This is a genomic window from Sulfitobacter sp. HGT1 (assembly GCF_013282155.1).
Taxonomy (GTDB): domain Bacteria; phylum Pseudomonadota; class Alphaproteobacteria; order Rhodobacterales; family Rhodobacteraceae; genus Sulfitobacter.
Map to the genome: position 1 here is coordinate 63499 of NZ_BLWI01000012.1, position 24449 is coordinate 87947.

A 24449-nucleotide genomic window follows, 5' to 3' on the forward strand; every position below is an offset into this window, starting at 1 on the left:
CACCAAAAGATGCACCCCTTAATTCTGTCAGCGAAGGGTTCTAGAACCCTACGGCGTGATTTACATCATGCCGCCCATGCCGCCCATGCCACCCATATCGGGCATGCCGCCGCCGCCGTCTTTCGACGGACGATCAGCAACCATGGCTTCAGTGGTGATCAGCAGACCGGCGATGGATGCCGCGTCCTGCAGAGCAGTACGAACAACTTTCGCAGGGTCGATCACGCCGAATTTGAACATGTCGCCATATTCTTCGGTTTGAGCGTTGAAGCCGAACTTCAGGTCGTCGCTTTCGCGGATTTTGCCCGCAACAACGGAACCGTCAACACCAGCGTTTTCAGCGATCTGACGCAGCGGTGCTTCCAGTGCTTTGCGCACGATGGAAATACCAACGTTTTGATCGTTGTTGTCGCCTGTCAAACCTTCAAGTTTCTTGCCGGCTTGAACCAGTGCAACACCACCGCCAACAACGATACCTTCTTGAACAGCGGCACGTGTCGCGTTCAATGCATCGTCAACGCGGTCTTTGCGCTCTTTTACTTCGATCTCTGTCATGCCGCCAACGCGGATCACAGCAACACCGCCGGCCAGTTTGGCAACGCGCTCTTGCAGCTTTTCACGGTCGTAATCGGAAGTGGTTTCTTCGATCTGGTTACGGATCTGGGCAACACGTGCTTCGATCTCGGCCTTTTCGCCAGCGCCATCAACGATTGTTGTTTCGTCTTTGGTGATGGTTACTTTCTTGGCGGAACCCAGCATGTCCATTGTAACGGACTCAAGCTTCATGCCCAGATCTTCGGAGATCACTTGACCACCGGTCAGGATTGCAAGGTCTTGCAACATGGCTTTGCGGCGATCGCCGAAACCAGGTGCTTTGACCGCTGCGATTTTCAGACCGCCGCGCAGTTTGTTCACAACCAGAGTTGCAAGCGCTTCGCCTTCAACATCTTCCGAGATGATCAACAGTGGCTTTTGCGACTGGATGACCTGCTCGAGCAGAGGAACCATTGGCTGCAGCGACGAAAGTTTCTTTTCGTGCAACAGGATGATCACGTCTTCCAGTTCAACAGTCATTTTGTCGGAGTTGGTGACAAAATATGGCGACAGGTAGCCGCGGTCGAACTGCATGCCTTCAACAACATCGGTTTCTGTTTCCAGACCTTTGTTCTCTTCAACAGTGATAACGCCTTCGTTGCCGACTTTCTGCATCGCGTCAGCAATTTGACGACCGATTTCAGCTTCGCCGTTGGCAGAGATCGTACCGACTTGAGCAACTTCGTCGCTGTCGGATACGGGGCGTGCCGCTGCGCGGATAGCTTCGACAACACGTGCTGTTGCCATGTCGATGCCGCGCTTCAGGTCCATCGGGTTCATGCCAGCGGCAACCGATTTCATGCCTTCTTTAACGATGGCTTGGGCCAGAACAGTCGCGGTTGTTGTACCGTCGCCTGCTTCGTCATTGGTCCGGGAAGCAACTTCCTTGACCATCTGTGCGCCCATGTTTTCGAACTTGTCTTCCAGTTCGATTTCTTTGGCTACGGATACACCGTCTTTGGTGATGCGCGGTGCGCCAAAGGATTTGTCCAGAACCACGTTACGGCCTTTTGGGCCCAGCGTGACTTTGACCGCGTCGGCAAGGATGTTTACACCCTTGAGCATACGGTTACGGGCGTCGGTCCCGAATTTTACGTCTTTAGCAGACATAGTGTCTTCTCCTAAATTCTTGTTTTGATGTCAGCGTATCTTGGGTGGGGCGCTAGGCCCCCGGCTGTCCTGAAATCAGGACAGGATCCCCATGATGTCGCTTTCTTTCATCATCAGAAGCTCTTCGCCGTCGAGCGTGACTTCGGTGCCGGACCATTTGCCGAACAGAACTTTGTCACCGGCTTTTACAGCCATCTCGATCAGCTCACCGCTGTCTTTGCGTGCGCCTTCGCCACAAGCAACGATTTCGCCTTCAGCTGGCTTTTCTTTTGCGGAATCAGGGATGATCAAGCCACCCTTGGTTTTTTCTTCGCTTTCGGTGCGACGCACCAACACGCGGTCGTGAAGCGGTTTTAATGCCATCTTTCAGCTCCTTAAGGCTCAAAGTTATTCTCCCAAGCCACGTTCCCCCGTGCGGGGAAGCGGCCATTAGCACTCAGTACCCTCGAGTGCTAACGACGTTTAGCTAAGGATGTCCCCTGCCCTAGTCAACCATTGTATCGCGAAAAATTTAAACAGTCAGAACCACAGGCCAAAATCAGCCGGTCCCCAGGACCCGTGCGCTGGTTTCCACGGCCTGGGCCCCTTCGGCCGTGATGCCATATATGCCTTTTTCGATTTTTTCGAACCAGCCATAGTGATTGTCGCGCATCATTGCGGTTGCGCGCACCACTTCGGTCTCGCGGGCCACATCCGCGCCTTTGCTGGCACCGGCCTCGAACAGGTAAACCGCCAGCTTCAGCGCGTCCTGGCGATAGGTTGTGATCAACCCCGCCCGCGTTTGCCCGCCATCGTTGGGGTCGCCCTGACGGCGCGCGAATTCACGCAACAAAGACGCCTTGCGTTTCACGTTCTTGCGCGGCGCATAGGGCCCCGGATCGCAATGCACCGACACCAGCCCGTCCGAAAGCCGCACCGTCATCAGCCCCAGCCCCAACCGCCGCGCCAGCACGGTGTTCGCCTTGACCGCTTTGTAAAACGGCTTGCCCGGCTTATGCACCACGGCCAGATAGACGTCATCGCTGACCTTCAACCGTTCAACACATTGATGAAACAACGCCAGCGAAAACCCCAGCTTCAGTTCCACCACCACCGGCGGTTCTTCGCCGCGGATCGCCACCACATCCGCGGCCCCGACTTCGGCTTTCACCACATATCCCTGATCCTCGAGAAAGGATTTCACAGGCGGGTACAGATCGGTTTCGCGTGGGCTGTTCATAGCCATTAGCTAACAGCAATGCCCCCGTCCTGAGAACCCCCAAGACACCCGCGATGTTCAAGGTGGTGACAAGTGCCGCACTGCCCCCTATAAGGCGCGAAAATCCAACCCTCCCCTTTGCAGGAAACCGCATATGACAACGCTTGTTTTTGGCCATAAATCCCCCGACACCGACAGCACCGGCAGCCCGATCATCTGGGCCTGGTACCTGAACCAGATCGCAGGTGTCGATGCCGCCCCCGCCCTGCTGGGTGAACCCAACACCGAAGCGCTGTTCATGCTAGACCACTGGAAGCTGGACAAACCGCAGATCATTTCGAGCGTCGAAGCCGACCAGCCCGTCGTGATCGTCGACACCAACAACCCTGCCGAACTGCCCGACAACATCAATGACGCGGACATCAAGGCGATCATCGACCACCACAAACTGGTCGGCGGCCTGGAAACCAAAGGCCCGATCCACATCGTGATGGAGCCGTTGGCCTGTACCGCCACGATCATGTACAAACTGATCGGCGATGACATGGCGCAGATGCCCACCAACATCAAAGGCGCGATGCTGACCTGTATCCTGTCCGACACGCTGGAATTCCGCAGCCCGACCACAACCCCAGAAGACACCGCAATCGCCCATGCACTGGCCAAAGATCTGGGCATCGACATTGCCGATTACGCCGCACAAATGTTCGCTGCAAAATCCGACGTGTCGTCGTTCTCCGAAGCGGAACTGCTGCGCATGGACAGCAAGGAATACGAAGTCGGCGGCAAGCAATTCCGCGTTTCGGTTCTGGAAACCACATCGCCCAAGACCGTGCTGGACCGCAAAGACGCGCTGATGGCCGCCATGCCCGGCGTGGCAACCGAGGACGGTGCCGATCAGGTGCTGCTGTTCGTGGTCGATATCCTGAACGAAGAAGCCACAATGCTGATCCCCAACGATCTGACAAAATCCGTGGCCGAGAAAAGCTTTGGCGCGACAGTTACCGGCGACACGGTCGTGCTGCCCGGCATCATGAGCCGCAAAAAGCAGATCATTCCAAACCTGAAAGTCTGATCCAGCCAAGCTTCGGCATGGTAGGAAACGCAAAAGGCCCCCTTTCGATAAAGGGGGCCTTTTTTCATTTCGACGCACTGCAAGGGTGCTGCGCTCAGACCTTCAACGGTGTATCGCTGCGGTCCCAGGCAAGGGGTTTGAACACCTCGTCGACGGGTGTTTGTGCGACGTGGTTCACGTAGTTGGACATGGTTTTCTGAGCCATCCCCAAGATCACATCCAGCACAGCGCTGTGGCCGTAACCTGCACCAAAGAACGCCTGCATTTGTGCGTCAGTCACGTTGCCGCGGTCGCGGACCATCTGCACGGTAAAGCAGCGCAGCGCTTCCAGCTTAGGCGTGGGCAGCGGGGTTTCATTGCGCAACGCCTCGGAGATTTCCTCGGATACTTTCATCATTTTCGCGATGCCGGTGTGGGCAGGAACGCAATAGTGACATTCGTTTTCGACGTTAATCGCCTGCCAGACCACGGTCAGTTCCTCGGCGTCGAAATCCGTCTCGGTGAACAGCTTGTGCAGCACCTGATAGCCCTCATAGGCCTGCGGGCTTTCGGCCAGAACCTTGTGCAAACCGGGCAAACGGCCAAACGCCTTTTGCGATTTTTCCAGCAGCGGCTTGGACGCTTCGGGCGCGGAATCAAGATCGTGGGACGGGAAAGTCATCTGGGCATCCTTTAATTTATGTCTGTACCCTCGGTTTAGGCTTTATTGAGCGATCGCTCAAGTATATAATTGAGTGACCGTTCAAGATCAGGTGATCCAATGCCCCGCAAACCCAACTATGACCGCAACGACCTGATCGACCGCGCCCGCGATCTGTTTTGGCAGCGCGGGTGGGCGGGCACGTCGCTAAAGGATCTTGAGGCGTCCCTGAAAATGAAACCCGGCAGTTTCTATGCCGCCTTCGGGTCGAAAGACGCGTTGTTCGAACTGGCCCTTGAACGATACGCTACAGACGGGGCCGAACGCTTGAGGGCGCTGGCCAGCGAGTTCGGCCCCCTGAACGCGCTGCAACGCTTTCCGAAAATGGCCATCGGCAATGATAATGCCCCCGCCAAAGCATGTATGCTATCGAAAACCCTGCTTGAACTTCAGGCGCACAGGCACCCCTTGGCGCAAAAGGCCAACGAACATCTTTTGAAGATGGAGCAGCTTTTTGCGGAGCTGTTCGCGCAAGCACAGGCCGCAGGTGACATCGGCGCGGCGCACGATCCGCACAGCCTGGCCCGCAGGTATCAATCCGATGTGCTGGGGCTGCGCGTGTCGGCCGAACGCGAAGGCGTGGATGCCGATGCCATCGCGGTTGAGATCGCTGAAAATCTGGCCAAGCTCTAGCCGCTGACCCCGCGCAGGTTGTTGCCCCGCCTTGGGATGTATGCTTTCTGCGGGGGAAACCCATTGCAGATCGGACCGCCGCCCATGACCCAAATTATCAACAACCTTTTCGAAATCTCGGACCGGTATGAAGCGTTGTTTGTCGATCTTTGGGGCTGCGTCCATGACGGGGTCAAGGCCCTGCCCGATGCGGTCACTGCCCTGCAAGCCTATCGCAAGACCGGCGGCAAGGTGATCCTGGTCACCAACTCCCCCCGCCCCCGCGCGGGCGTGAAAAAGCAGCTGACCCATTTCGGCGTGCCGGAAGACGCATGGGACGACATCGCGACCTCGGGCGATTCTGCGCGGTCGGCGATGTATCGCGGCACAGTGGGCAGCAATGTCTGGCATCTTGGCCCGCCCAGCGACAAAAATTTCTTTGACCCCATCGCCATCATCGAAGACCCGATTGAAATTACCAAGGTCGATCTGAACGATGCAGAAGGGATCGTTTGCACCGGACCGTTTGATCCGATGGACGACCCAAGCGTGTTGCGCCCGCAGCTGCTGCTGGCCAAGCAAAAAGGCCTGAAACTGCTGTGCGCGAACCCCGATATCGTGGTCGATCGGGGCGGCGTGCGTGAATGGTGCGCGGGGGCGGTTGCGGCACTTTATACGGAAATGGGTGGCGAAAGCCTGTATTTCGGCAAACCGCATCCCCCCATCTATGATCTGGCGCGGCGGCGGCTTTTTGCTGTGGCCGGTGACATCGCCGACAGCGATATTCTGGCCATCGGCGACGGAGCCCAAACCGACGTCAAGGGCGCGATGGGCGAGGATATCGATTCGCTCTTTATCTCGGGCGGGCTGGCCGCGGACGAGACCAAAACAACGACACAGCCCGAGCCTGAAGCGCTAAATCATTACCTCGAACAGGAAATGTCGTCGCCAACCTATACCATAGGACACCTGCGCTGACCCATTTTTCGCTTGCTTTTCTGCGCCTGCAAAGTAATTAAGTGTCTCAAACGCCTTCGGGCGCGTCACTTTATTACTTGAAGGGTGTAGCATGTTGGATAACCTTCCGCGCGGAACGATCTGTATCGAAGATATCGAAATGGGCATGTCCCGCTATCTGCAAAAGGTCGTGACAGACGAAGACATCGAAATGTTCGCACAGATTTCAACCGACCGGAATCCGGTACATCTGGATGACGACTATGCCCGCGACACGATTTTCGAAGGGCGCATCGCCCATGGCATGCTGACCGCCGGCCTGATCTCGGCCGTGATCGGAGAGCAGCTGCCCGGTCATGGCACGGTCTATATGGGCCAGTCGCTCAAGTTTCTGGCCCCCGTGCGCCCCGGCGACATGGTCTATGCCGAGGTCAAGGTGATCGACATTGATTTTGCAAAGCGCCGCGTGCGGCTGGAATGCCATTGCGCTGTCGAGGGTAAGAAAGTGCTGATCGGTGAAGCCACGGTTCTGGCACCTTCGCGCAAGTTCGACTGAATCCCCCACATAAGCGCCAAGTGGGGGCCAGCCCCCACGCCCCCGGGATATTTTTGAGCCAGAGAAGGTGGGGCGCTGCTTGTCAGTCGGGTCAGACGGGGCTACGACCTAGCCCATGGACATCATTCGAGATTATCAGTTTGTAAATGCGTCCGATCGCGGGGCCTCGGTTGCCATCGGAAACTTTGACGGGGTGCATTTGGGGCATCGGTCGGTTATCGATCTGGCGCGCAGTGCCCAGCCGGACGCGCCTTTGGGTATTGTTACCTTTGAGCCGCATCCGCGCGAGTTTTTTGCGCCCACCGCACCGCCTTTTCGGCTGATGGGGGCCGAAGCACGGGCGCATCAGCTGGAAAAGCTGGGCGTTCAGAAATTATACGAATTGCAGTTTGATGCCGCGCTGTCGGGCCTGAGCCCGCGCGGGTTTGCCAAAGACGTGTTGGTTGACGGATTGGGCCTGCGTCACGTGGTGATTGGTGCCGATTTCTGCTTTGGCAAAAAGCGGGCCGGCACGGCTGAGATGTTGGCCGGTTTCGGGGCTGAAATGGGGTTTGGCGTCACCATCGCCCCCTTGATGGCCAAGGGCGAAAGCACCGTGTCGTCGACGGCGATCCGCGCCGCGCTATCGCAAGGAAAACCGCGCGACGCCGCCGGGATGCTGGGCCATTGGCACCGTGTCGAGGGGCCGATCCTGCACGGTGAGAAACGCGGCCGCGAATTGGGGTATCCCACGGCGAATATGTCGATTGACGGCCTGCATCCGCCCGCTTTCGGGGTCTATGCCGTGCTGGTCGATGTGCTGGAAGGCCCCCAGGCCGGGCGCTATCACGGGGTGGCCAGCCTTGGGGTCCGACCGATGTTTGGTGAGAACAAAGCCAACCTTGAGACGTTTATCTTTGATTTCAAAGGCGATCTTTATGGCAAGCATCTTTCGGTCGCACTGGTTGACTATCTGCGCGGCGAGGAAAAATTTGACGGGTTGGATGCGTTGATTGCGCAGATGGATGCCGACAGTGCGCAGGCGCGTGCACTTCTGGCCGCGCTATGACCGATCCGATTGCACCAAAGGGATTGGCGAAACGGTTCTGGGAGAAAAAGCCGCTTGCCCAGATGTCCCCCGCCGAGTGGGAAGCGCTGTGTGATGGCTGTGGCAAATGCTGCCTGAACAAGCTTGAGGATGAGGACACGCAGGAGGTCGCCTTGACCCGCGTGGCTTGCCGGTTGCTGGATGATTCGACCTGTCGCTGCACCCATTACGAAAACCGGCATCAGTTTGTCCCTGATTGCATCGTGCTCAAGCCGGAAAATCTGGATACACATGCCTATTGGATGCCGCTGACCTGCGCCTACCGGCTGCTGTGGGAGGGCAAGCCCTTGCATGACTGGCATCCGCTGATCTCCGGTGACCCCGACACTGTGCACACTGCCGGGATTTCTGTGCAATACAATACCGTATCCGAGTTCGACACCCCGTTCGAGGAATGGGAAGATCACATTATTGAGGAGCCGACCTGATGTTTTTTGCCTCTGACAATGCAGGCCCAGTTCATCCGCAGATCATGACGCGGCTGGTACAGGCCAACGAGGGGCACGCGATGCCCTATGGCAAGGATGCGATCATGGACGAGGTGCGCGATGCGATCCGCGCGGCGTTCGAGGCCCCTGAGGCGGCGGTTTATCTGGTGGCGACGGGCACGGCGGCCAATGCCCTGGCACTGGCCTGCTATACCCAGCCGTGGCAGACGATCTTCTGTTCGACGACATCCCACATCAATGAAGACGAATGCAATGCGCCCGAGTTCTATGCCGGTGCGGCCAAGCTGACGGTGATCGAGACCGACGACAAGATGACGCCGGATGCCTTGCGCCGCGCCATTGAAAAGCACCCTGACGGCAATGTGCATGCAGCGCAGCGCGGGCCGGTGTCGATCACCCAAGTGACCGAGCGCGGGTCGGTGCATACGCTGGACGAGATCCGCGCCCTGACGGCTGTGGCCAAGGACTATGACCTGCCCGTGCATCTGGATGGTGCGCGCTTTGCCAATGCGATGGTGGCGTTGGGCTGTACGCCGGCGGAAATGACATGGAAAGCCGGCGTTGATGTGGTCAGTTTTGGCGGCACCAAGAATGGCTGCATGGGGGTCGAGGCCGTGGTGTTCTTTGACCCCGCCAAAGCCTGGGAGTTCGAATTGCGCCGCAAGCGTGGGGCGCATCTATTTTCAAAGCATCGTTTCCTGTCCGCGCAAATGGCGGGATACATGCAGGACGACCTGTGGATGACGATGGCACAGCAGGCCAATGACAATGCCGCGCATCTTGTTGACGGGTTGCGCGCGGCGGGGGCTACGTTTCTGCACCAGCCCGATGCCAACATGGTTTTCGCCAGCTGGCCGCGCCGCATTCACCAAAAGCTGCATGACGCGGGTGCCAAATATTACATCTGGAACGGGTCGCTTGACGGCGACGATCCCGAGGAATTCATCGGCGCGCGGCTGGTGTGCGACTGGTCGATCGGCAAGCCTGCAATCGACCAGTTTCTTTCACATTTCTAGGCGTTAGGTTTATGCCAGAAACGACCTAATTTCATCCGCGACGGCTGCGGGGTGGGTTAGCGGTGCCATGTGCCCTGCCCCCGCAACCGTTCGGCAGGTGACATTTGGCAGCCGTCTGGCCAGGGATTCGTTGATCGCAAAGGCCATATCGCCCGACGTCGCGCCATCCATCAGCAGCACCGGCATTGTCGCCCGTTCGAACATTCCCGGCTTCAGCAGTCCGGCGCTGTCATCACGCAAAAACGGCTGGCTGGCTGGTACATAGTGGATGCGGTCAGCCATATACTGGCGCAGCTTTTCGGGCGTCTGTTCCCATCCGCTGCCATCGCCCCAGCCGGTGTTGAACACGCGGGCGGCCTTCATCATGTCACCGCTTTGATAGGCCGCGTTGAAGGCGGCGCTGTTGCGGTCAGCGGCGGCAACGCGGTCAGGGTCATCCACCACGGCGGCGGCGAAATAGACCGGTTCGAACATGGTCAGGCTGCGCACCAGTTCAGGGCTTTCGATTGCCAGACGCAGGCCCACGGTCGCACCAAAGGAATGGCCGATGATATCCATCGGTTCGGTCAACAACGCCCGCGCCATATCGGTGGCCACGTCATGCACGTTGCCCTGCCCGTCCCAGTCACCGGATTTCCCGTGGGAAGGCAGGTCATAGGCCAGCAGGGTCATATCATCGGACAAGGCCTCGGCCACGCCGCGCCATGCGACCGAATGGGCCAGGGTACAGTGAATGGCCAAGGCCTTGCGCGGACCACGACCAAAGCTGCGCGTAAAGGTGTCGAGGGTCACAGACGACCGTCCAGATGCATTTCAAGGTCTTCGAGACGGTCCTGGCCCCAGAACTTCTGGCCATCTTCAAGGATATAGAACGGCGCACCGAACACGCCTTTTTCGACCGCTTCCTCCAGATTGCGGGCATAGGTATCCGCCCCTTTCAGCAACCCTTTGTCAGCGATGGCGGGGTCAAATCCGGCCTTGGCAAGACAATCGCGGACCACATCGTCTTGGGCGATATCGCGGTCCTCGACCCAGACGGCATGCATGATCAGCTGGCACAGCTTGCCGACATCGCCGCCTTCGTCCTGGGCTGCAATGATCGCATAGGATGACGGTGCGCCGTTGGTGGGCCAGAACGCCGGTTGCAGCTTGAAGGGCATCCCCAGTTTCTTGGCCTGGCGCGGCAATTCCATCGCGCGATATGCCTGCCGACTGGGATGGCGGTCTTTTGGCGGCTGGCCCCCGGTGCGGCCAAATGCCGTAATCAGATCGAAGGGTTTATAGGTGATCGTCGCATTATGCTTTGACGCGATTTCCTCAAGCCGATTACCCGCTAAGTAGGCATATGGCGAAAGTGTTGCAAAAAAATAGTCGATATGGGGCATTAAGGTCTCCGATCCCGTCCTGTGCAGCTTTGCCAGACGGTAAGGTCATGTTAAGCGGTGTCAACGTCACGATTCTGTAACATGTTATGCAACCGGGGACCCTTTGCACATGGCTCAAACATCTGAACCGAAACTGATCTCGGGTAATGCAAACATGCCACTGGCAAAAGCGATTGCACGGCGCATGTCGCTGCACCGCGGTGTCAACGTCGGACTGGTCAATGCACGGGTGGAACGTTTCAACGACAGCGAGATTTTTGTCGAAGTGTTCGAGAACGTGCGCGGCGAGGATATGTTCATCATCCAGCCAACATCTAACCCCGCAAACGATAACCTGATGGAACTGCTGGTCATGGCCGATGCGCTGCGCCGGTCATCCGCTGCGCGTGTCACAGCCGTGTTGCCCTATTTCGGCTATGCCCGCCAGGACCGCCGCACCAAGGCGCGTACCCCCATCACAGCCAAGCTGGTCGCCAATATGATGGTCGGCACAGGCATTGAGCGTATTCTGACAATGGATTTGCACGCCGCGCAGATTCAGGGCTTTTTCGATATTCCGGTCGACAACCTTTATGCGTCGCCTGTTTTCGCGCTTGATATCAAGAACGAGTTCAAGGACCGCATGGACGAGCTGATGGTGATTTCGCCTGATGTTGGCGGTGTTGCACGGGCCCGCGAACTGGCCAAGCGCATCAACTCCCCCCTTGCGATCGTGGACAAGCGCCGCGAAAAAGCGGGCGAAGTATCTGAAATGACCGTGATCGGTGATGTGACTGGCAAAGTCTGCCTGATCGTGGACGACATCTGCGATACGGCTGGTACGCTGTGCAAGGCGGCAGAGGTTCTGTTGGAAGCCGGTGCCAAGGAAGTGCATTCCTACATCAGCCACGGCGTCATGTCTGGCCCAGCGGTTCAGCGCATCAAGGATTCGGTGATGAAGTCACTGGTCATCACCGACAGCATCCAGCCGACCGAAGCGGTCAAGCAGGCTGAAAACATCCGAATCGTGCCAACCGCGCCGATCTTTGCACAGGCGATTTTGAACATCTGGAACGGCACATCCGTGTCCTCCCTGTTTGACGCAGAATCCCTGGAGCCGATCTATGACGGCATGTACAATCCAAGCTAAGCTAAGTTTCAGGGGCGTCTAATAGACGTCCCAGTCTTCCTCTTGGGGAAGCGGGCCAATCGCGAACCACGCGATCCTGACACGTGCCACACGCGTGTCGCCCCATGTTCTGAACACCAGATCAAAACCGTCTTCGGCAATATTCTCGGACCGCAGATCGGCCCGCATCACCGTGGCATTATCCACGTCCCACAGCGCCAAGGAGGCCTGAACCGTCGGGATATCCTTGAACGGGGTGGAAAAGATAATATGCTGACGGCGTTCGCGCTGACCTTTGCCAGTCCACATTTCGCCGCCATCTTCAAAGTCCGAGAAAAGCACGGTTTCCCCGCTTTCAACGCCTACGGTATTTCCATTCATCCGGTTCATTGAGCGACACTTTTCCGTAACTCGTTATTCGTGCAGATTTAATGATCTTAGTGACGGTATCCAAAACAGAAAAGGCCCCGCAGTGCGAGGCCTTTTAATCACTATATCGACTTGGTGGTCAAAGGTTTGCTTGTTTACTGGTCAAACCGATGTGATCCCCAAGAGCAACCATATCAGACAGCAGCTTGGCTGCGTCATCTACGGGGCCCGGCTCGTTGACAAAGTTGTCTTTGGCCGTCGCGTACATTGTTTTGGCTTCTTCCATCATCTCGTCCAGATGCGCTTGGGTCATGTCACCCTTGGGCACGGCACGTTCGGCAAGAACCGACACACCATTGGCTGAGATTTCGGCAAAGCCGCCTGTAACAACGTATTCCGTAGCACCTTCCGGGCCTTCAACACGCAGCACACCGGGGCGCAACGTGGTGATCGTGGGGGCATGATCAGCCATAGCTGTCATGTCCCCATCAGACCCTGGAATCTGAACGGCCGTCACCTGCATCGAGGCCAGCCGCCGCTCTGGCGAAACGAGGTCGAATTGCATTGTGTCTGCCATTGTCAGCGCTCCTTAAGCGGCGTCAGCCGCCATTTTCTCGGCTTTCGCCTTCACTTCTTCGATGCCACCAACCATGTAGAAGGCACCTTCGGGCAGGTGGTCGTATTCACCCGCAACAACAGCCTTGAACGACTGGATTGTTTCTTCCAAAGGAACCTGCTTGCCGTCGGCGCCGGTAAATACCTTGGCAACGTCGAAAGGCTGGCTGAGGAAACGTTCGATCTTGCGTGCACGGGCCACGGCCAGTTTGTCGTCTTCTGACAATTCGTCCATGCCGAGGATCGCGATGATATCCTGAAGCGACTTGTAGCGCTGCAAAACACCCTGAACGTCACGGGCAACGTTATAGTGCTCTTCGCCAACGATGGACGGGTCCATCAAGCGCGAAGTCGAACCAAGCGGATCAACGGCAGGGTAGATACCCTTTTCCGAGATCGAACGGTCCAGAACGGTTGTCGCGTCAAGGTGCGCAAACGATGTCGCAGGCGCAGGGTCGGTAAGGTCATCCGCAGGAACGTAAACGGCTTGCACCGATGTAATCGAACCGGATTTGGTCGATGTAATACGCTCTTGCATCGCACCCATGTCGGTCGCCAGTGTTGGCTGGTAGCCAACCGCCGAAGGAATACGGCCGAGCAGAGCCGAAACTTCGGAGCCCGCTTGGGTAAAGCGGAAGATGTTGTCGACGAAGAACAGAACGTCTGTACCGGACTGGTCGCGGAACTGTTCGGCCAATGTCAGACCTGTCAAAGCAACACGCATACGCGCACCTGGAGGCTCGTTCATCTGGCCGTACACCAGCGCCACTTGCGATTTTTCCAGATCATCAGGGTTGATAACGTTGGATTCGATCATCTCGTGGTAAAGGTCGTTACCTTCACGTGTACGCTCGCCCACACCCGCGAAAACGGAGTAGCCGGAGTGCACTTTGGCGATGTTGTTGATCAGTTCCATAATCAGAACGGTTTTGCCAACGCCGGCACCACCGAACAGACCAATTTTACCACCTTTGGCGTAGGGTGCCAAAAGGTCGATAACCTTGATGCCTGTTTCCAGAACTTCGGATGTTGTGGACTGCTCGGAGAACTCGGGCGCGTCCGCGTGGATCGAGCGACGCTCGGTCGATGCGATTTCGCCTTTTTCGTCGATGGGCTCGCCCACAACGTTCATGATGCGACCCAATGTGGCGTTACCCACGGGGATCGAGATCGGCGCGCCTGTGTCTTCAACCTTCTGGCCACGAACAAGGCCTTCGGTCGCGTCCATCGCGATGGTGCGCACTGTGTTTTCGCCAAGGTGCTGAGCCACTTCGAGGATCAGCTTTCTGCCGTGGTTGTCTGTTACTACAGCGTTAAGGATCTCTGGCAGGTGATCCTCGAACTGCACATCGACGACGGCGCCGATGACTTGTGTAATTTTACCGACTGCTTGTGCCATGTCGTTTTTCTCCAATACCTTACAGCGCTTCCGCGCCGGAAATGATTTCGATCAGCTCGTTGGTGATGACGGCCTGACGGGAACGGTTATATTCGATGGTCAGATCTTCGATCATCTCACCGGCGTTACGTGTCGCGTTGTCCATTGCAGACATCCGCGCGCCCTGTTCAGAAGCCGCGTTTTCCAGCAGAGCCGAGAAGATCGCTGTTGCGACGCCGCGCGGCAGCAGGTCAGCCAGGATGGCCTCTTCGCTGGGCTCGTAATCGAACAATGTTGTCGCCTCGCCCGCGCCTTCTTCGGTTTCGAAGGAGGCAGGGATGATCTGCTGTGCCGTTGGGGTCTGGCTGACGACGTTCACGAACTTTGCGTAAAAGATCGTTGCGACATCAAATTCACCCGCGTCAAAGCGACCAAGCACATCTTTCGCGATGCCTTGCGCGTCGGCATAGCCCACGCGCTTGACTTCGGTCAGGTCAACATGACCCACGATGTTCTTGGCAAACTCGCGACGAATGCTGTCGCGGCCTTTTTTACCAACAGTCAAGATTTTGACTTCCTTGCCCTCGCCGATCAGGCGGCGGGCGTGGATTTTGGCAAGCTTTGCGATGTTGGCGTTGAAACCACCGCACAAACCGCGTTCCGCGGTCATGACCACCAGCAGGTGTACCTTATTCTCGCCTGTACCGCTTAGCAGTTTGGGCGCGGAATCCGATCCACCTACCGACGCGGCCAGCCGCGACATCACAGCGTTAAAACGCTCTGTGTAGGGGCGTGACTGCTCGGCAGCGTCCTGCGCGCGGCGAAGTTTCGCCGCGGCAACCATTTGCATGGCTTTCGTGATCTTGCGGGTGTTTTTCACCGACGCGATCCGGTTTTTTAGGTCCTTGAGGTTTGGCATCTGCCTTCCCTCCCTTAAGCGAAGTCAGCGGCGAAAGATTCGATGGCGGCTTTGATCTTGTCTTCCAACTCATCCTTCACCTTGCGATCGTTTTCGGTGATGTCTTTCATCAGATCAGCGTGCTTGCTGCGCAGGTGCGCCAGCAGGCCAGCTTCAAAGCGACCGACTTGCTTGACGTCGATCTTGTCAAGGAAGCCTTTTGTACCCGCATAGATGACGCAGACGATTTCTGCGTTGGTCAGTGGGGAGTACTGTGGCTGCTTCATCAGTTCTGTCAGACGTGCACCACGGGCCAGCAACTGCTGTGTGGACGCATCAAGGTCGGAACCGAACTGAGCAAAGGCCGCCATTTCGCGGTACTGAGCCAAGGACAGCTTAACCGGACCAGCAACAGAAGACATTGCTTTGGTTTGAGCCGAGGAGCCAACGCGCGAAACCGACAGACCGGTGTTCACAGCAGGGCGGATGCCTTGGTAGAACAGTTCGGTTTCAAGGAAGATCTGACCGTCGGTGATCGAAATCACGTTTGTCGGAATAAACGCCGAAACGTCGCCGCCTTGGGTTTCGATGATCGGCAGAGCAGTCAACGAGCCGTTACCAGCCGCATCGCCCAGCTTGGCGGAACGCTCAAGCAACCGGGAGTGAAGATAGAAAACGTCACCTGGGTAAGCTTCGCGGCCGGGTGGACGACGCAGCAACAGGGACATCTGACGGTAAGAAACAGCCTGCTTGGACAAGTCATCATAGATGATCAAAGCGTGGCGGCCGTTGTCGCGGAAGAATTCCGCCATGGCTGTCGCAGAGTAAGGCGCGAGGTACTGCATTGGTGCAGGCTCGGACGCTGTTGCGGCAACAACGATGGAATATTCAATCGCGCCGGTTTCTTCGAGCTTTTTAACAAGCTGGGCAACTGTCGAACGCTTTTGACCGATCGCAACGTACACGCAGTACATTTTCTTGCTCTCGTCGTCGCCAGCGGCGGCGTTGACTTGCTGTTGGTTCAGGATCGCGTCAAGTGCGACAGCTGTTTTACCAGTCTGACGGTCACCAATGATCAATTCGCGCTGGCCACGGCCAACGGGGATCATCGCGTCAACGGACTTGAGGCCCGTCGCCATTGGTTCGTGAACCGATTTACGTGGGATAATGCCGGGGGCTTTAACATCTGCAAGGCCACGCTCTGTGGATGCGATGGGGCCTTTGCCGTCAATGGGGTTACCCAGACCGTCAACAACACGACCCAGCAGGCCGTTGCCGATTGGCACGTCCACGATGGAGTTGGTGCGCTTGACTGTGTCGCCTTCTTTGATGTCCCGGTCGGAACCAAAGATAACAACACCGACGTTGTCGGTTTCAAGGTTCAGGGCCATGCCCATGATGCCACCGGGGAATTCGACCATCTCGCCGGCTTGGACGTTGTCCAGACCGTATACACGAGCGATACCATCGCCGACGGACAGAACCCGGCCAACTTCGGCTACTTCTGCTTCTTGACCAAAGTTCTTGATCTGGTCCTTAAGGATCGCAGAAATTTCTGCAGCTTGGATACCCATTTATCCGACCTCTTTCATTACATTCTGGAGGGAATTGAGCTTTGCGCGGATCGACGTGTCGATCATCTTGGAGCCCACTTTGACGATAAGACCACCGATGAGGGATTCATCAACGGTCGCATTCAACGTTACTTTTTTGCCGGTTGTCGCAGCAAGCGACTTGGACAATTTATCAGATTGCGCCTTGGTAAGCGCCTTGGCCGAAACCACATCAGCTGTGACTTCACCCTTTTCCACCGCGATGATTTCGCGCAGGTTCTGGATCAGCTGGGGCAGAACAAACAAGCGACGCTTGTTTGCCATCAATTCCAGCGTTTTAGACATTGTATCAGACAGACCCATCTTTTTGGCGATGGCGCTGATAGAGGAAGCCTGCTGTTCGCGCGTGTAGATCGGCGAATGGATCAGGTCCCGGAAATCTTCGCTGTCAGCCAAAGAGGCTTGCAGCGCATCAAGATCGGTTTCAATCTGTGGAAGGGTTTTGGCCTCAGAGGCCAGTTCATACACGGCAGTCGCATAACGATTTGCGATACCTGTAGAGATTGATGCTGTTTCGGACACGTCCATCCTCTCGTACGTCAGTGCCGGATATGCGAATAACTCGCGTCACCGGGGTGTTGGCGCGGCTTGAATTAACCCAAGACGTCTAAATCAGGGCCGATGTAGCAGACAGGTTTGCGTCCCGCAACACAGTATAGTGAGGTTCTGACCTGAAACCGCCCCTTATTCTTATTGCCCCTTTAAACTGCGACGCTTTGACCCGTTTTATCCGGCAGATCACAGGGCGTGTACTGTCGTTTACCACTTAGTAACGATTCTTCCCAACCCTTTAAGGCATCAAACGGGCTTCACCGTTGGTGCCCCCACCCCTTCCAGCATCCGGATCGACCGGCGCACGCCTTTGCGCTCCACCTTGCCCTTGGGCGGATAGACCAGTTTTGTCACTTCGACCATGAATGCGCCGCCGGCCATCATGGTGGGAACATGACGGCCGACTTTCTCGAACAGCTTTCCAGACCGCATCCAGACCCGGCGCGTGGACGGCATCTGGTACAGCGCGCCCAGTTGCCGTTCGGGCAAAAACTGGTGCTTGCGCAATTGCGCCTCAAGCTGGCTCAGCGAATAGGGCCGCCCATAGCCAAAGGGCGTGATGTCGCGCCGCGCCCACAGCCCCGCCCGGTTGGGCACGATAAACAACGCCCTGCCCCCCGGCCCCAACACGCGCCAGCATTCCTCAAGCAGATCCCCCTGCCTGTCCGACGTCTCGAGCCCGTGCAGCAAGACCAGCTTGTCCACATGCCCGGTTTCAATCGGCCACAGCGTTTCTTCGGTCAGCACCGATGTGTTTGCCATACCGGCAGGCCAGGGCATTACCCCCTGCGGGCCGGGCATCAGGGTCATCACCCTGCGTGCATCCGCCAGATAGGGCCGCAGCAACGGCGCGGCAAAGCCAAAGCCGACAACGGTCTGGCCTTTCGCTTCTGGCCACAGCTCAAGCATACGGCTGCGCAGCGAAAATTGCGCCGCCCGGCCAAGCGCACTGCGATAATAGAAGTTGCGCAAATCTTGTACGTCAAGATGCATGAGATCGGCCTTTTCTCGGAACGGATGCCTCGACCTTAGCGCGAACCGATCATTTGCAAAAGCCACATGCAGACCCCTGCCTGTTTTAGCGTCGGGCGCAATCTTGCCGGTCGATCGGGTGTTATGGCCTTGCCCCCCGGTGTGTGGCCATTACTATCTATCCAAACACCACGACAGGAGCCCCACCATGCCATTCGATCTAGTCACCATTCCCTGCCTGTCGGACAACTATGCCTTTTTGCTGCGCGATCAGCAAAGCGGTGCCGTCGCCCTGATCGACGTGCCCGAAGCGGCCCCCATCTCGGCCAAGTTAAAAGAACTCGGCTGGACGCTGTCTGAGATCTGGCTGACCCATCACCACCCCGACCACATCCAAGGGGTGCCCGATCTGACCGCCGAACATCCCGCACGCATTCTGGGGGCCAAGGCCGACGCCCACCGCCTGCCCGCGCTGGATCACGCCCTGACCGATGGCGAGACCTTTCAATTTGCGGGCCACGATGTGCAGGTGATGGATGTATCGGGACATACCGTGGGCCATATCGCGCTCTATGTGGCGGATGCGAAATGTGTCTTTACCGCCGACAGCCTGATGGCGCTTGGCTGTGGTCGCCTGTTTGAGGGCACGCCTGCGCAGATGTGGGCCAGCATGCAAAAGCTGATGAAGCTGCCCCAGGACACGACAGTTTGTTCGGGCCATGAATACACCCAATCCAATGCAAAATTCGCCCTGACGGTTGATCCTGAAAATCCGGCTCTTATATCTCGTTCAAGAGAAATCGATCAGGCGCGCAAGGATGGCGTGCCGACGGTGCCCTCGACGCTATCGACGGAACTTCAAACCAACCCGTTTCTGCGCCCCGCCGATCCTGGCATCCGCGCGCAGCTGGGAATGGAAAACGCCACCGACACAGATGTGTTTGCCGAAATCCGCGCGCGCAAAGATCGCTTCTGAACGCCGCACTCATGGTCGAAAAATGTCGTTCACGATAAATGTGACGATATAATTGCAAAAAAGCCTTGAAGCTTTGCCATGATCAACCAAACTCTAATACTATGAGGCCATGTTCGGCTGAGGCGCGCCCCATCCCGGGTCACCGAACCGACACAGATCGAAAAGGAGCACGCCCGTGCCTTCATTCTCGTCTACTTTAGAACAAGCCATTCACTCTGCTTTGGCGCTCGCAAACGCGCGCAAGCACGAGTTTGCAACGCTTGAACATTTGCTGCTGGCCCTGATCGATGAACCCGATGCGGTTCAGGTGATGCAAGCCTGTTCGGTCAACATGACCGAATTGCGCGAAACCCTCGTTGAATTCATCGACGAGGACCTGAACAATCTGGTCACCGATGTTGATGGATCCGAAGCCGTGCCAACGGCCGCTTTCCAGCGCGTGATCCAACGCGCCGCCATTCACGTGCAATCGTCCGGTCGCACCGAAGTGACCGGTGCGAACGTGCTTGTCGCGATCTTTGCCGAACGCGAAAGCAACGCCGCCTATTTCCTGCAAGAACAGGACATGACGCGCTATGATGCGGTGAATTTCATTGCGCATGGCGTTGCCAAAGACCCAGCATTCGGTGAACCGCGGTCCGTCTCCGGCGCGCCCGAGCACGAGGAAGAAACCCAAGGCGTCACCGACGGTGACAAAAAGGAAACCGCGCTCGAGAAATACTGCGTTGATCTGAACGCCAAATCCCGCGAGGGCGACATCGACCCGCTGATCGGTCGCGATGCCGAAGTGGAACGCTGCATTCAGGTGCTGTGCCGCCGCCGCAAGAACAACCCGCTTTTGGTGGGCGATCCCGGCGTGGGTAAAACAGCCATCGCCGAAGGTCTGGCCCGCAAGATCGTTGCAGGCGAAACACCAGAGGTGCTTGCCGACACCACCATTTATTCGCTCGACATGGGCGCATTGCTGGCCGGTACACGCTATCGCGGTGATTTCGAGGAACGCCTGAAAGCCGTCGTGACCGAATTGGAAGCGCATAAAGACGCCGTTCTTTTCATCGACGAAATTCACACCGTGATCGGTGCCGGTGCGACATCCGGCGGCGCGATGGATGCGTCCAATCTGCTGAAACCTGCCCTGGCAGGCGGAAAGCTGCGCACCATGGGGTCCACCACCTACAAGGAATTCCGTCAGCACTTTGAAAAAGACCGTGCTTTGGCCCGTCGTTTCCAAAAGATCGACGTGAACGAGCCGTCTGTCGAAGATGCCGTGAAAATTCTGCGGGGGCTCAAGCCTTACTTCGAGGATCACCACTCGGTCAAATATACGGCCGATGCGATCCGCACCTCTGTTGAACTGGCGCACCGCTATATCAACGACCGTAAACTGCCGGACTCTGCCATCGACGTGATCGACGAAGCAGGGGCCGCCCAGCATCTGGTCGCGGCGTCAAAGCGGCGCAAGACCATTGGCACAAAAGAGGTCGAAGCCGTGGTTGCCAAAATCGCGCGCATTCCGCCAAAGAACGTGTCGAAGGACGATGTCGTTGTGCTCAAGGATCTTGAGGCATCACTGAAGCGTGTTGTGTTTGGTCAGGACAAGGCGATTGATGCGCTGGCATCCGCGATCAAGCTGGCCCGTGCAGGTCTGCGCGAACCGGAAAAGCCCATCGGGAACTACCTGTTCGCAGGTCCGACCGGTGTGGGTAAAACCGAGGTCGCCAAACAACTGGCCGACACGCTTGGTGTGGAACTGCTGCGTTTCGACATGTCTGAATACATGGAAAAACACGCCGTTTCACGGTTGATTGGTGCCCCTCCCGGTTATGTCGGGTTTGATCAGGGTGGCATGTTGACTGATGGCGTTGACCAGCATCCGCATTGTGTGCTGCTGCTGGACGAGATGGAAAAGGCCCATCCGGACGTCTACAACATTCTGTTGCAGGTGATGGATCACGGCAAGCTGACCGACCACAATGGCCGGACAGTGGATTTCCGCAATGTCGTGCTGATCATGACCTCGAACGCAGGTGCGTCCGAGCAGGCCAAAGAGGCGATCGGCTTTGGCCGTGATCGCCGCACCGGAGAGGACACCGCAGCGATTGAACGCACGTTCACGCCCGAGTTCCGCAACCGTCTGGACGCCGTGATCAGCTTTGCGCCGCTGCCCAAAGAAGTTATCATGCGTGTGGTCGAAAAGTTTGTTCTTCAGCTTGAAGCGCAATTGATGGACCGCAATGTCACGATTGAACTGTCCACCAAAGCCGCTGAATGGCTTGCCGACAAGGGCTATGATGCAAAAATGGGCGCACGGCCTTTGGGCCGCGTGATCCAGGAATACATCAAAAAGCCGTTGGCCGAAGAATTGCTGTTCGGCAAGCTGGCCAAAGGCGGTGTCGTCAAGGTTGGCGTCAAGAAAGGCGAATTGGACCTGACAGTTCTGGGGGCCGAGAACCCCAAGCTGACCGGGAACAAACCACCGCTTTTGACGGCCGAATGAAGCTAAACGGCGCGGTATTCATCCTCGCCCTGCCCTTTGCCAGCCCCGCGCTGGCAGAGGGTTTTTTACTTTCCTCCCCCATCGACTGCGATCTGACATCCGATTGCTACATCCAGCAATATGTCGACAGCAACCCGTCGCCCGCAGCATCGGATTTCACCTGCTCCACCCTCAGCTATGATGGTCACAAAGGCACCGATTTCGCCCTGCCCAACCGCAGTGAAATCGCCCGCAATGTCCGTGTTCTGGCCAGCGCTGCCGGTCGGGTCAAAGGCGTGCGTGACGGGATGGCAGACGTCAGTTATTCGGATGAAACCGCTGATAAAGTCGCGGGCCGTGAATGCGGCAACGGGGTTGTCATTGATCACGGCGACGGTTGGGAAACCCAATATTGCCACCTGAAAAACGGCTCGGTCGTGGTCAAGCCCGGCCAAGACGTCTGGCAGGGTCAGGAACTTGGCTTTGTCGGGCAGTCAGGCAAAGCGGCTTTTCCCCATGTTCACCTGTCCGTGCGCAAAGACGGCAAAACCGTTGACCCCTTTGACCCCGATGGCACGACAACCTGCGCCACCCCCGGCGATAGCAGCCTGTGGCAAACCCGCCCCGCCTATCGCGCGGGCGGCCTGATCGGCGCGGGATTTTCCCAAGGCGTCCCTGATTTCGACGCGATCAAAGCGGGCACAGCCGATGCCAAAACCCTTTCGCCGGACGCGCCCGCGTTGGTGATTTGGGGGTATCTGTTTGGCAGCCAGCCGGACGATGTTGTAAACCTGTCCATTACCGGCCCTGACGGCATGGTGATTGCCGATGATGTCACATTAACCAAGGCGCAGGCGCAGTCCTTTCGTGCCATCGGCAAAAAACGTCGGGGCAAGGGCTGGGCGACGGGCACTTATACCGGCACGGTCACCCTGATCCGGGGGCCGCAAATCCTGAGCCAGAAAACCGTCGAAATCGACATCCGCTAGGGTTATTTTTCCGTAAATTTCAATTCGATCCGGCGGTTCTGGGCACGCGCTTCTTCGCTATTTCCGCTGGCCACGGGCTGGTATTGGCCAAAGCCGTTTGCGGCCAGACGGTCAGGCGCGATTCCCAGAAAATTGATCATATATTTGACCACCGACAAGGCGCGTGCCTGGCTCAGCTCCCAGTTATCCTCGAACTGCCCTTGGCCCGACAAAGGCTGGTTATCCGTATGCCCGTCCACCCGGATAACCCAGTCGATTTCCGGCGGTATTTCAGTGGCAACGTTACGCAAGATGCTGGCAACCTTGGCAATTTCGCCACGCCCGTCTTCCGATAAAGTCGCGGCACCGGGGGGGAACAAGACCTCGGACGAAAAGACGAAACGGTCACCTTCGATCCTGACGCCCGGCTGATTGCCTAACAAATCGCGCAACCGGCCAAAGAACTCAGACCGGTATTGCTCAAGATTTTTCGTTTCAGCCTCAAGACGTTTGCGCTCTGCCGCTTCCAACTCGGCGCGGCGGCGTTCCTCGGCAGCGACGCGGGCCAGCGCCGTGTTCAGATCAGACCCGAGCGATTGCAATTGCACTTGCGTCGCGGCATCGCGCGCTACAGCGTCGTCCAGCAATGACTGCAATTCGCCCAATTGCCCGCGCAGGGATGCGACTTGCTGGTTCAGCAACTCGGTCTGGCGTTGTGCTTCGGCGCTGATTTTCTCTTCTCCGGCCAAGGCAGATTGCGCCATCGCCAAAAGCGCTGCCTGCTTTTCCGCATCGGTCATCTGTTTGTCTGCCTGCGCCAACGCGGCTAACCGCGCCGCTTCGGATGCACCCAGTTTGGCGTCCAGCTCTGCTTGGGCTGCGCGCGCGGCGGCCAACAGGGTTAATGTGTCTTCGGCATCTTTGCGCTGCGCCTCAAGCGCGAGGGTCATTGCGGTCAGTTCCGCATCGGCATCCTGCAACCTTGCGCGCAGCAATTCGGCTGCTGCGGCTTCGGCAAGACGGTCTGCCTCGGCCTGTGTCAGCGCGGCAGCCTTGGCCAACCGGTCCGCTTCGACCTGCGATAACGTCGCTTCATTCGCCAGACGGTCCGCTTCGGCTTGGGATCGCGCTGTTTCAGCGGCAAGCTGTGCGGCGGTCAGTTGGGACTGTGCATCGGCGTTTCGTGCGCGTAGATCGGCGACCAGCGCATCCAAGGCATCCCGCCGCGCGGCCGCAAGCCGTGCCGCTTCGGCCTGTGCATCCGTCTCTGATCTGGCCTGCGCCAAGGCCAGATTTAGCGCCTCCTGCGCCGTCAGCAAATCGGCCTGCTCCCCCTCAAGCGACGTGATCCGCGCTTGGGCGGCTTCGCGCTGCGACAACAAGGTCGCGACTTGCGCTTCGAAATCCGTGATCGTTGCCTTCGCGTTCTCAAGTTGCTCGGCCTGCGCTGCGCTTACCGAAGTGAGCGATGCAATGAGCGCCGCTTGCTCCGCCGCCTGATCGCGCGCCGAGGTGAGAGATACATTCAATGCCCCGACCTGCGCCTCAAGTTCAGCGCTGGTTTGCCGTTCCATCCCAAGGGCTTGCGCCAAGGCCGCGACCTCGCCCGACAGGGAATTCAGTTCGTCTTCCTGCCCGCTGATTTGCTGGGTTTGGACAGCTTGCAGGACCATAAAAATGGTCAAAACAAACATCAGCACCAACAAAAGCCCGGTCATCGCATCGACAAAACCGGGCCAGATGGAAGATTGAAACCGTGATCCTGAGCGTCGGGAAAGCGCCATG

At 57.5% G+C, this 24449-nt stretch carries 25 protein-coding genes; 11 read left to right on the plus strand and 14 right to left on the minus strand.

Annotated features, from left to right (window positions below):
* Positions 1-60: 60 nt before the first annotated feature.
* The 3 genes from groL to HGT1_RS13660 all read right to left on the minus strand — a co-directional run bounded on the left by groL (position 61) and on the right by HGT1_RS13660 (position 2923).
* Positions 61-1704: a chaperonin GroEL gene (gene groL, locus HGT1_RS13650; protein ID WP_176250520.1), complete on the minus strand. Its 1644-nt coding sequence runs from the start codon at positions 1702-1704 to the stop codon at positions 61-63.
* Positions 1705-1779: 75 nt separating this feature from the next.
* Entirely contained in the window at positions 1780-2067 is a 288-nt protein-coding gene (locus HGT1_RS13655; protein ID WP_093915555.1) for a co-chaperone GroES, read from the minus strand.
* A gap of 175 nt (positions 2068-2242) precedes the next feature.
* Positions 2243-2923, minus strand: a complete 681-nt coding sequence (locus HGT1_RS13660; protein ID WP_176250521.1) for a DUF2161 domain-containing phosphodiesterase — start codon at positions 2921-2923, stop codon at positions 2243-2245.
* A gap of 133 nt (positions 2924-3056) precedes the next feature.
* Between HGT1_RS13660 and HGT1_RS13665 the strand changes: the two genes are divergently transcribed.
* The gene (locus HGT1_RS13665) at positions 3057-3977 is read left to right on the plus strand and encodes a manganese-dependent inorganic pyrophosphatase (RefSeq protein ID WP_176250522.1); all 921 of its coding nucleotides are present in this window, start codon (positions 3057-3059) and stop codon (positions 3975-3977) included.
* 94 nt (positions 3978-4071) lie between these two features.
* On the opposite strand, the gene HGT1_RS13670 is transcribed toward HGT1_RS13665, so the two are convergent.
* On the minus strand, positions 4072-4638 hold the full coding sequence (locus tag HGT1_RS13670; protein WP_176250523.1) for a carboxymuconolactone decarboxylase family protein: 567 nt from the start codon (positions 4636-4638) through the stop codon (positions 4072-4074).
* A gap of 99 nt (positions 4639-4737) precedes the next feature.
* Between HGT1_RS13670 and HGT1_RS13675 the strand changes: the two genes are divergently transcribed.
* The 6 genes from HGT1_RS13675 (at position 4738) to HGT1_RS13700 (ending at position 9354) form a co-directional block, all read left to right on the plus strand.
* Positions 4738-5310, plus strand: coding sequence for a TetR/AcrR family transcriptional regulator (locus HGT1_RS13675; protein WP_176250524.1), 573 nt, complete (start codon positions 4738-4740; stop codon positions 5308-5310).
* Positions 5311-5394: 84 nt separating this feature from the next.
* Entirely contained in the window at positions 5395-6267 is an 873-nt protein-coding gene (locus HGT1_RS13680) for a TIGR01459 family HAD-type hydrolase (protein ID WP_176250525.1), read from the plus strand.
* Between the two features lie 91 nt (positions 6268-6358).
* Positions 6359-6802 (plus strand): MaoC family dehydratase, encoded by a 444-nt coding sequence (locus HGT1_RS13685; protein WP_176250526.1) that lies wholly within the window; start codon positions 6359-6361, stop codon positions 6800-6802.
* A 115-nt stretch (positions 6803-6917) separates the two neighbouring features.
* Entirely contained in the window at positions 6918-7850 is a 933-nt protein-coding gene (locus tag HGT1_RS13690; protein WP_176250527.1) for a bifunctional riboflavin kinase/FAD synthetase, read from the plus strand.
* The gene (locus tag HGT1_RS13695; protein ID WP_176250528.1) at positions 7847-8317 is read left to right on the plus strand and encodes a YcgN family cysteine cluster protein; all 471 of its coding nucleotides are present in this window, start codon (positions 7847-7849) and stop codon (positions 8315-8317) included. The genes HGT1_RS13690 and HGT1_RS13695 overlap by 4 nt, the downstream gene beginning before the upstream one ends.
* A complete protein-coding gene (locus HGT1_RS13700; protein ID WP_176250529.1) occupies positions 8317-9354 on the plus strand; it encodes a low specificity L-threonine aldolase in 1038 nt (345 codons plus the stop codon). Before HGT1_RS13695 ends, HGT1_RS13700 begins: the two co-directional genes overlap by 1 nt.
* Positions 9355-9363: 9 nt before the next feature.
* Here HGT1_RS13700 and HGT1_RS13705 read toward each other — a convergent pair whose 3' ends face one another.
* A complete protein-coding gene (locus tag HGT1_RS13705; protein WP_176250530.1) occupies positions 9364-10146 on the minus strand; it encodes an alpha/beta fold hydrolase in 783 nt (260 codons plus the stop codon).
* Positions 10143-10739 (minus strand): 2-hydroxychromene-2-carboxylate isomerase, encoded by a 597-nt coding sequence (locus HGT1_RS13710; protein WP_176250531.1) that lies wholly within the window; start codon positions 10737-10739, stop codon positions 10143-10145. The genes HGT1_RS13705 and HGT1_RS13710 overlap by 4 nt, the downstream gene beginning before the upstream one ends.
* 109 nt (positions 10740-10848) lie before the next feature.
* Here HGT1_RS13710 and HGT1_RS13715 point away from each other — a divergent pair, with 109 nt between their 5' ends.
* Entirely contained in the window at positions 10849-11868 is a 1020-nt protein-coding gene (locus tag HGT1_RS13715; RefSeq protein ID WP_176250532.1) for a ribose-phosphate pyrophosphokinase, read from the plus strand.
* 18 nt (positions 11869-11886) lie between these two features.
* Here HGT1_RS13715 and HGT1_RS13720 read toward each other — a convergent pair whose 3' ends face one another.
* The 7 genes from HGT1_RS13720 to HGT1_RS13750 form a co-directional block, all read right to left on the minus strand.
* Positions 11887-12228, minus strand: coding sequence for an H-type lectin domain-containing protein (locus tag HGT1_RS13720; protein WP_176250820.1), 342 nt, complete (start codon positions 12226-12228; stop codon positions 11887-11889).
* Between the two features lie 127 nt (positions 12229-12355).
* Positions 12356-12793, minus strand: a complete 438-nt coding sequence (locus tag HGT1_RS13725) for a F0F1 ATP synthase subunit epsilon (RefSeq protein ID WP_176250533.1) — start codon at positions 12791-12793, stop codon at positions 12356-12358.
* A gap of 12 nt (positions 12794-12805) precedes the next feature.
* The gene (gene atpD / locus HGT1_RS13730) at positions 12806-14230 is read right to left on the minus strand and encodes a F0F1 ATP synthase subunit beta (protein WP_176250534.1); all 1425 of its coding nucleotides are present in this window, start codon (positions 14228-14230) and stop codon (positions 12806-12808) included.
* A 19-nt stretch (positions 14231-14249) separates the two neighbouring features.
* The gene (locus HGT1_RS13735; RefSeq protein ID WP_176250535.1) at positions 14250-15128 is read right to left on the minus strand and encodes a F0F1 ATP synthase subunit gamma; all 879 of its coding nucleotides are present in this window, start codon (positions 15126-15128) and stop codon (positions 14250-14252) included.
* Between the two features lie 14 nt (positions 15129-15142).
* Complete coding sequence (atpA, locus tag HGT1_RS13740; protein ID WP_176250536.1) at positions 15143-16681, minus strand: F0F1 ATP synthase subunit alpha; 1539 nt, start codon at positions 16679-16681, stop codon at positions 15143-15145.
* Positions 16682-17242, minus strand: coding sequence for a F0F1 ATP synthase subunit delta (locus HGT1_RS13745; protein WP_176250537.1), 561 nt, complete (start codon positions 17240-17242; stop codon positions 16682-16684).
* A 276-nt stretch (positions 17243-17518) separates the two neighbouring features.
* The gene (locus tag HGT1_RS13750) at positions 17519-18265 is read right to left on the minus strand and encodes a hypothetical protein (protein WP_176250538.1); all 747 of its coding nucleotides are present in this window, start codon (positions 18263-18265) and stop codon (positions 17519-17521) included.
* A gap of 187 nt (positions 18266-18452) precedes the next feature.
* Between HGT1_RS13750 and gloB the strand changes: the two genes are divergently transcribed.
* The 3 genes from gloB (at position 18453) to HGT1_RS13765 (ending at position 22685) form a co-directional block, all read left to right on the plus strand.
* On the plus strand, positions 18453-19220 hold the full coding sequence (gene gloB, locus HGT1_RS13755) for a hydroxyacylglutathione hydrolase (RefSeq protein ID WP_176250539.1): 768 nt from the start codon (positions 18453-18455) through the stop codon (positions 19218-19220).
* A gap of 175 nt (positions 19221-19395) precedes the next feature.
* A complete protein-coding gene (gene clpA, locus HGT1_RS13760; protein ID WP_176250540.1) occupies positions 19396-21717 on the plus strand; it encodes an ATP-dependent Clp protease ATP-binding subunit ClpA in 2322 nt (773 codons plus the stop codon).
* Positions 21714-22685: a M23 family metallopeptidase gene (locus HGT1_RS13765; RefSeq protein ID WP_176250541.1), complete on the plus strand. Its 972-nt coding sequence runs from the start codon at positions 21714-21716 to the stop codon at positions 22683-22685. The genes clpA and HGT1_RS13765 overlap by 4 nt, the downstream gene beginning before the upstream one ends.
* Before the next feature lie 2 nt (positions 22686-22687).
* Here HGT1_RS13765 and HGT1_RS13770 read toward each other — a convergent pair whose 3' ends face one another.
* Positions 22688-24448, minus strand: a complete 1761-nt coding sequence (locus HGT1_RS13770) for a peptidoglycan -binding protein (RefSeq protein ID WP_176250542.1) — start codon at positions 24446-24448, stop codon at positions 22688-22690.
* Position 24449: the final 1 nt, after the last annotated feature.

Excerpts from the sequence above, each read along its gene's own strand:
- HGT1_RS13660 (WP_176250521.1), bottom strand. The coding sequence starts at position 2,923 with ATGAACAGCCCACGCGAAACCGATCTGTACCCGCCTGTGAAATCCTTT.
- HGT1_RS13700 (WP_176250529.1), top strand. The coding sequence starts at position 8,317 with ATGTTTTTTGCCTCTGACAATGCAGGCCCAGTTCATCCGCAGATCATG.
- HGT1_RS13695 (WP_176250528.1), top strand. The coding sequence starts at position 7,847 with ATGACCGATCCGATTGCACCAAAGGGATTGGCGAAACGGTTCTGGGAG.
- HGT1_RS13685 (WP_176250526.1), top strand. The coding sequence starts at position 6,359 with ATGTTGGATAACCTTCCGCGCGGAACGATCTGTATCGAAGATATCGAA.
- HGT1_RS13670 (WP_176250523.1), bottom strand. The coding sequence starts at position 4,638 with ATGACTTTCCCGTCCCACGATCTTGATTCCGCGCCCGAAGCGTCCAAG.
- atpA (WP_176250536.1), bottom strand. The coding sequence starts at position 16,681 with ATGGGTATCCAAGCTGCAGAAATTTCTGCGATCCTTAAGGACCAGATC.
- HGT1_RS13690 (WP_176250527.1), top strand. The coding sequence starts at position 6,918 with ATGGACATCATTCGAGATTATCAGTTTGTAAATGCGTCCGATCGCGGG.
- HGT1_RS13735 (WP_176250535.1), bottom strand. The coding sequence starts at position 15,128 with ATGCCAAACCTCAAGGACCTAAAAAACCGGATCGCGTCGGTGAAAAAC.
- gloB (WP_176250539.1), top strand. The coding sequence starts at position 18,453 with ATGCCATTCGATCTAGTCACCATTCCCTGCCTGTCGGACAACTATGCC.
- HGT1_RS13715 (WP_176250532.1), top strand. The coding sequence starts at position 10,849 with ATGGCTCAAACATCTGAACCGAAACTGATCTCGGGTAATGCAAACATG.
- HGT1_RS13750 (WP_176250538.1), bottom strand. The coding sequence starts at position 18,265 with ATGCATCTTGACGTACAAGATTTGCGCAACTTCTATTATCGCAGTGCG.
- HGT1_RS13680 (WP_176250525.1), top strand. The coding sequence starts at position 5,395 with ATGACCCAAATTATCAACAACCTTTTCGAAATCTCGGACCGGTATGAA.
- HGT1_RS13770 (WP_176250542.1), bottom strand. The coding sequence starts at position 24,448 with ATGGCGCTTTCCCGACGCTCAGGATCACGGTTTCAATCTTCCATCTGG.
- HGT1_RS13765 (WP_176250541.1), top strand. The coding sequence starts at position 21,714 with ATGAAGCTAAACGGCGCGGTATTCATCCTCGCCCTGCCCTTTGCCAGC.
- groL (WP_176250520.1), bottom strand. The coding sequence starts at position 1,704 with ATGTCTGCTAAAGACGTAAAATTCGGGACCGACGCCCGTAACCGTATG.
- HGT1_RS13655 (WP_093915555.1), bottom strand. The coding sequence starts at position 2,067 with ATGGCATTAAAACCGCTTCACGACCGCGTGTTGGTGCGTCGCACCGAA.
- HGT1_RS13725 (WP_176250533.1), bottom strand. The coding sequence starts at position 12,793 with ATGGCAGACACAATGCAATTCGACCTCGTTTCGCCAGAGCGGCGGCTG.
- HGT1_RS13675 (WP_176250524.1), top strand. The coding sequence starts at position 4,738 with ATGCCCCGCAAACCCAACTATGACCGCAACGACCTGATCGACCGCGCC.
- atpD (WP_176250534.1), bottom strand. The coding sequence starts at position 14,230 with ATGGCACAAGCAGTCGGTAAAATTACACAAGTCATCGGCGCCGTCGTC.
- HGT1_RS13665 (WP_176250522.1), top strand. The coding sequence starts at position 3,057 with ATGACAACGCTTGTTTTTGGCCATAAATCCCCCGACACCGACAGCACC.
- HGT1_RS13720 (WP_176250820.1), bottom strand. The coding sequence starts at position 12,228 with ATGAATGGAAATACCGTAGGCGTTGAAAGCGGGGAAACCGTGCTTTTC.
- HGT1_RS13710 (WP_176250531.1), bottom strand. The coding sequence starts at position 10,739 with ATGCCCCATATCGACTATTTTTTTGCAACACTTTCGCCATATGCCTAC.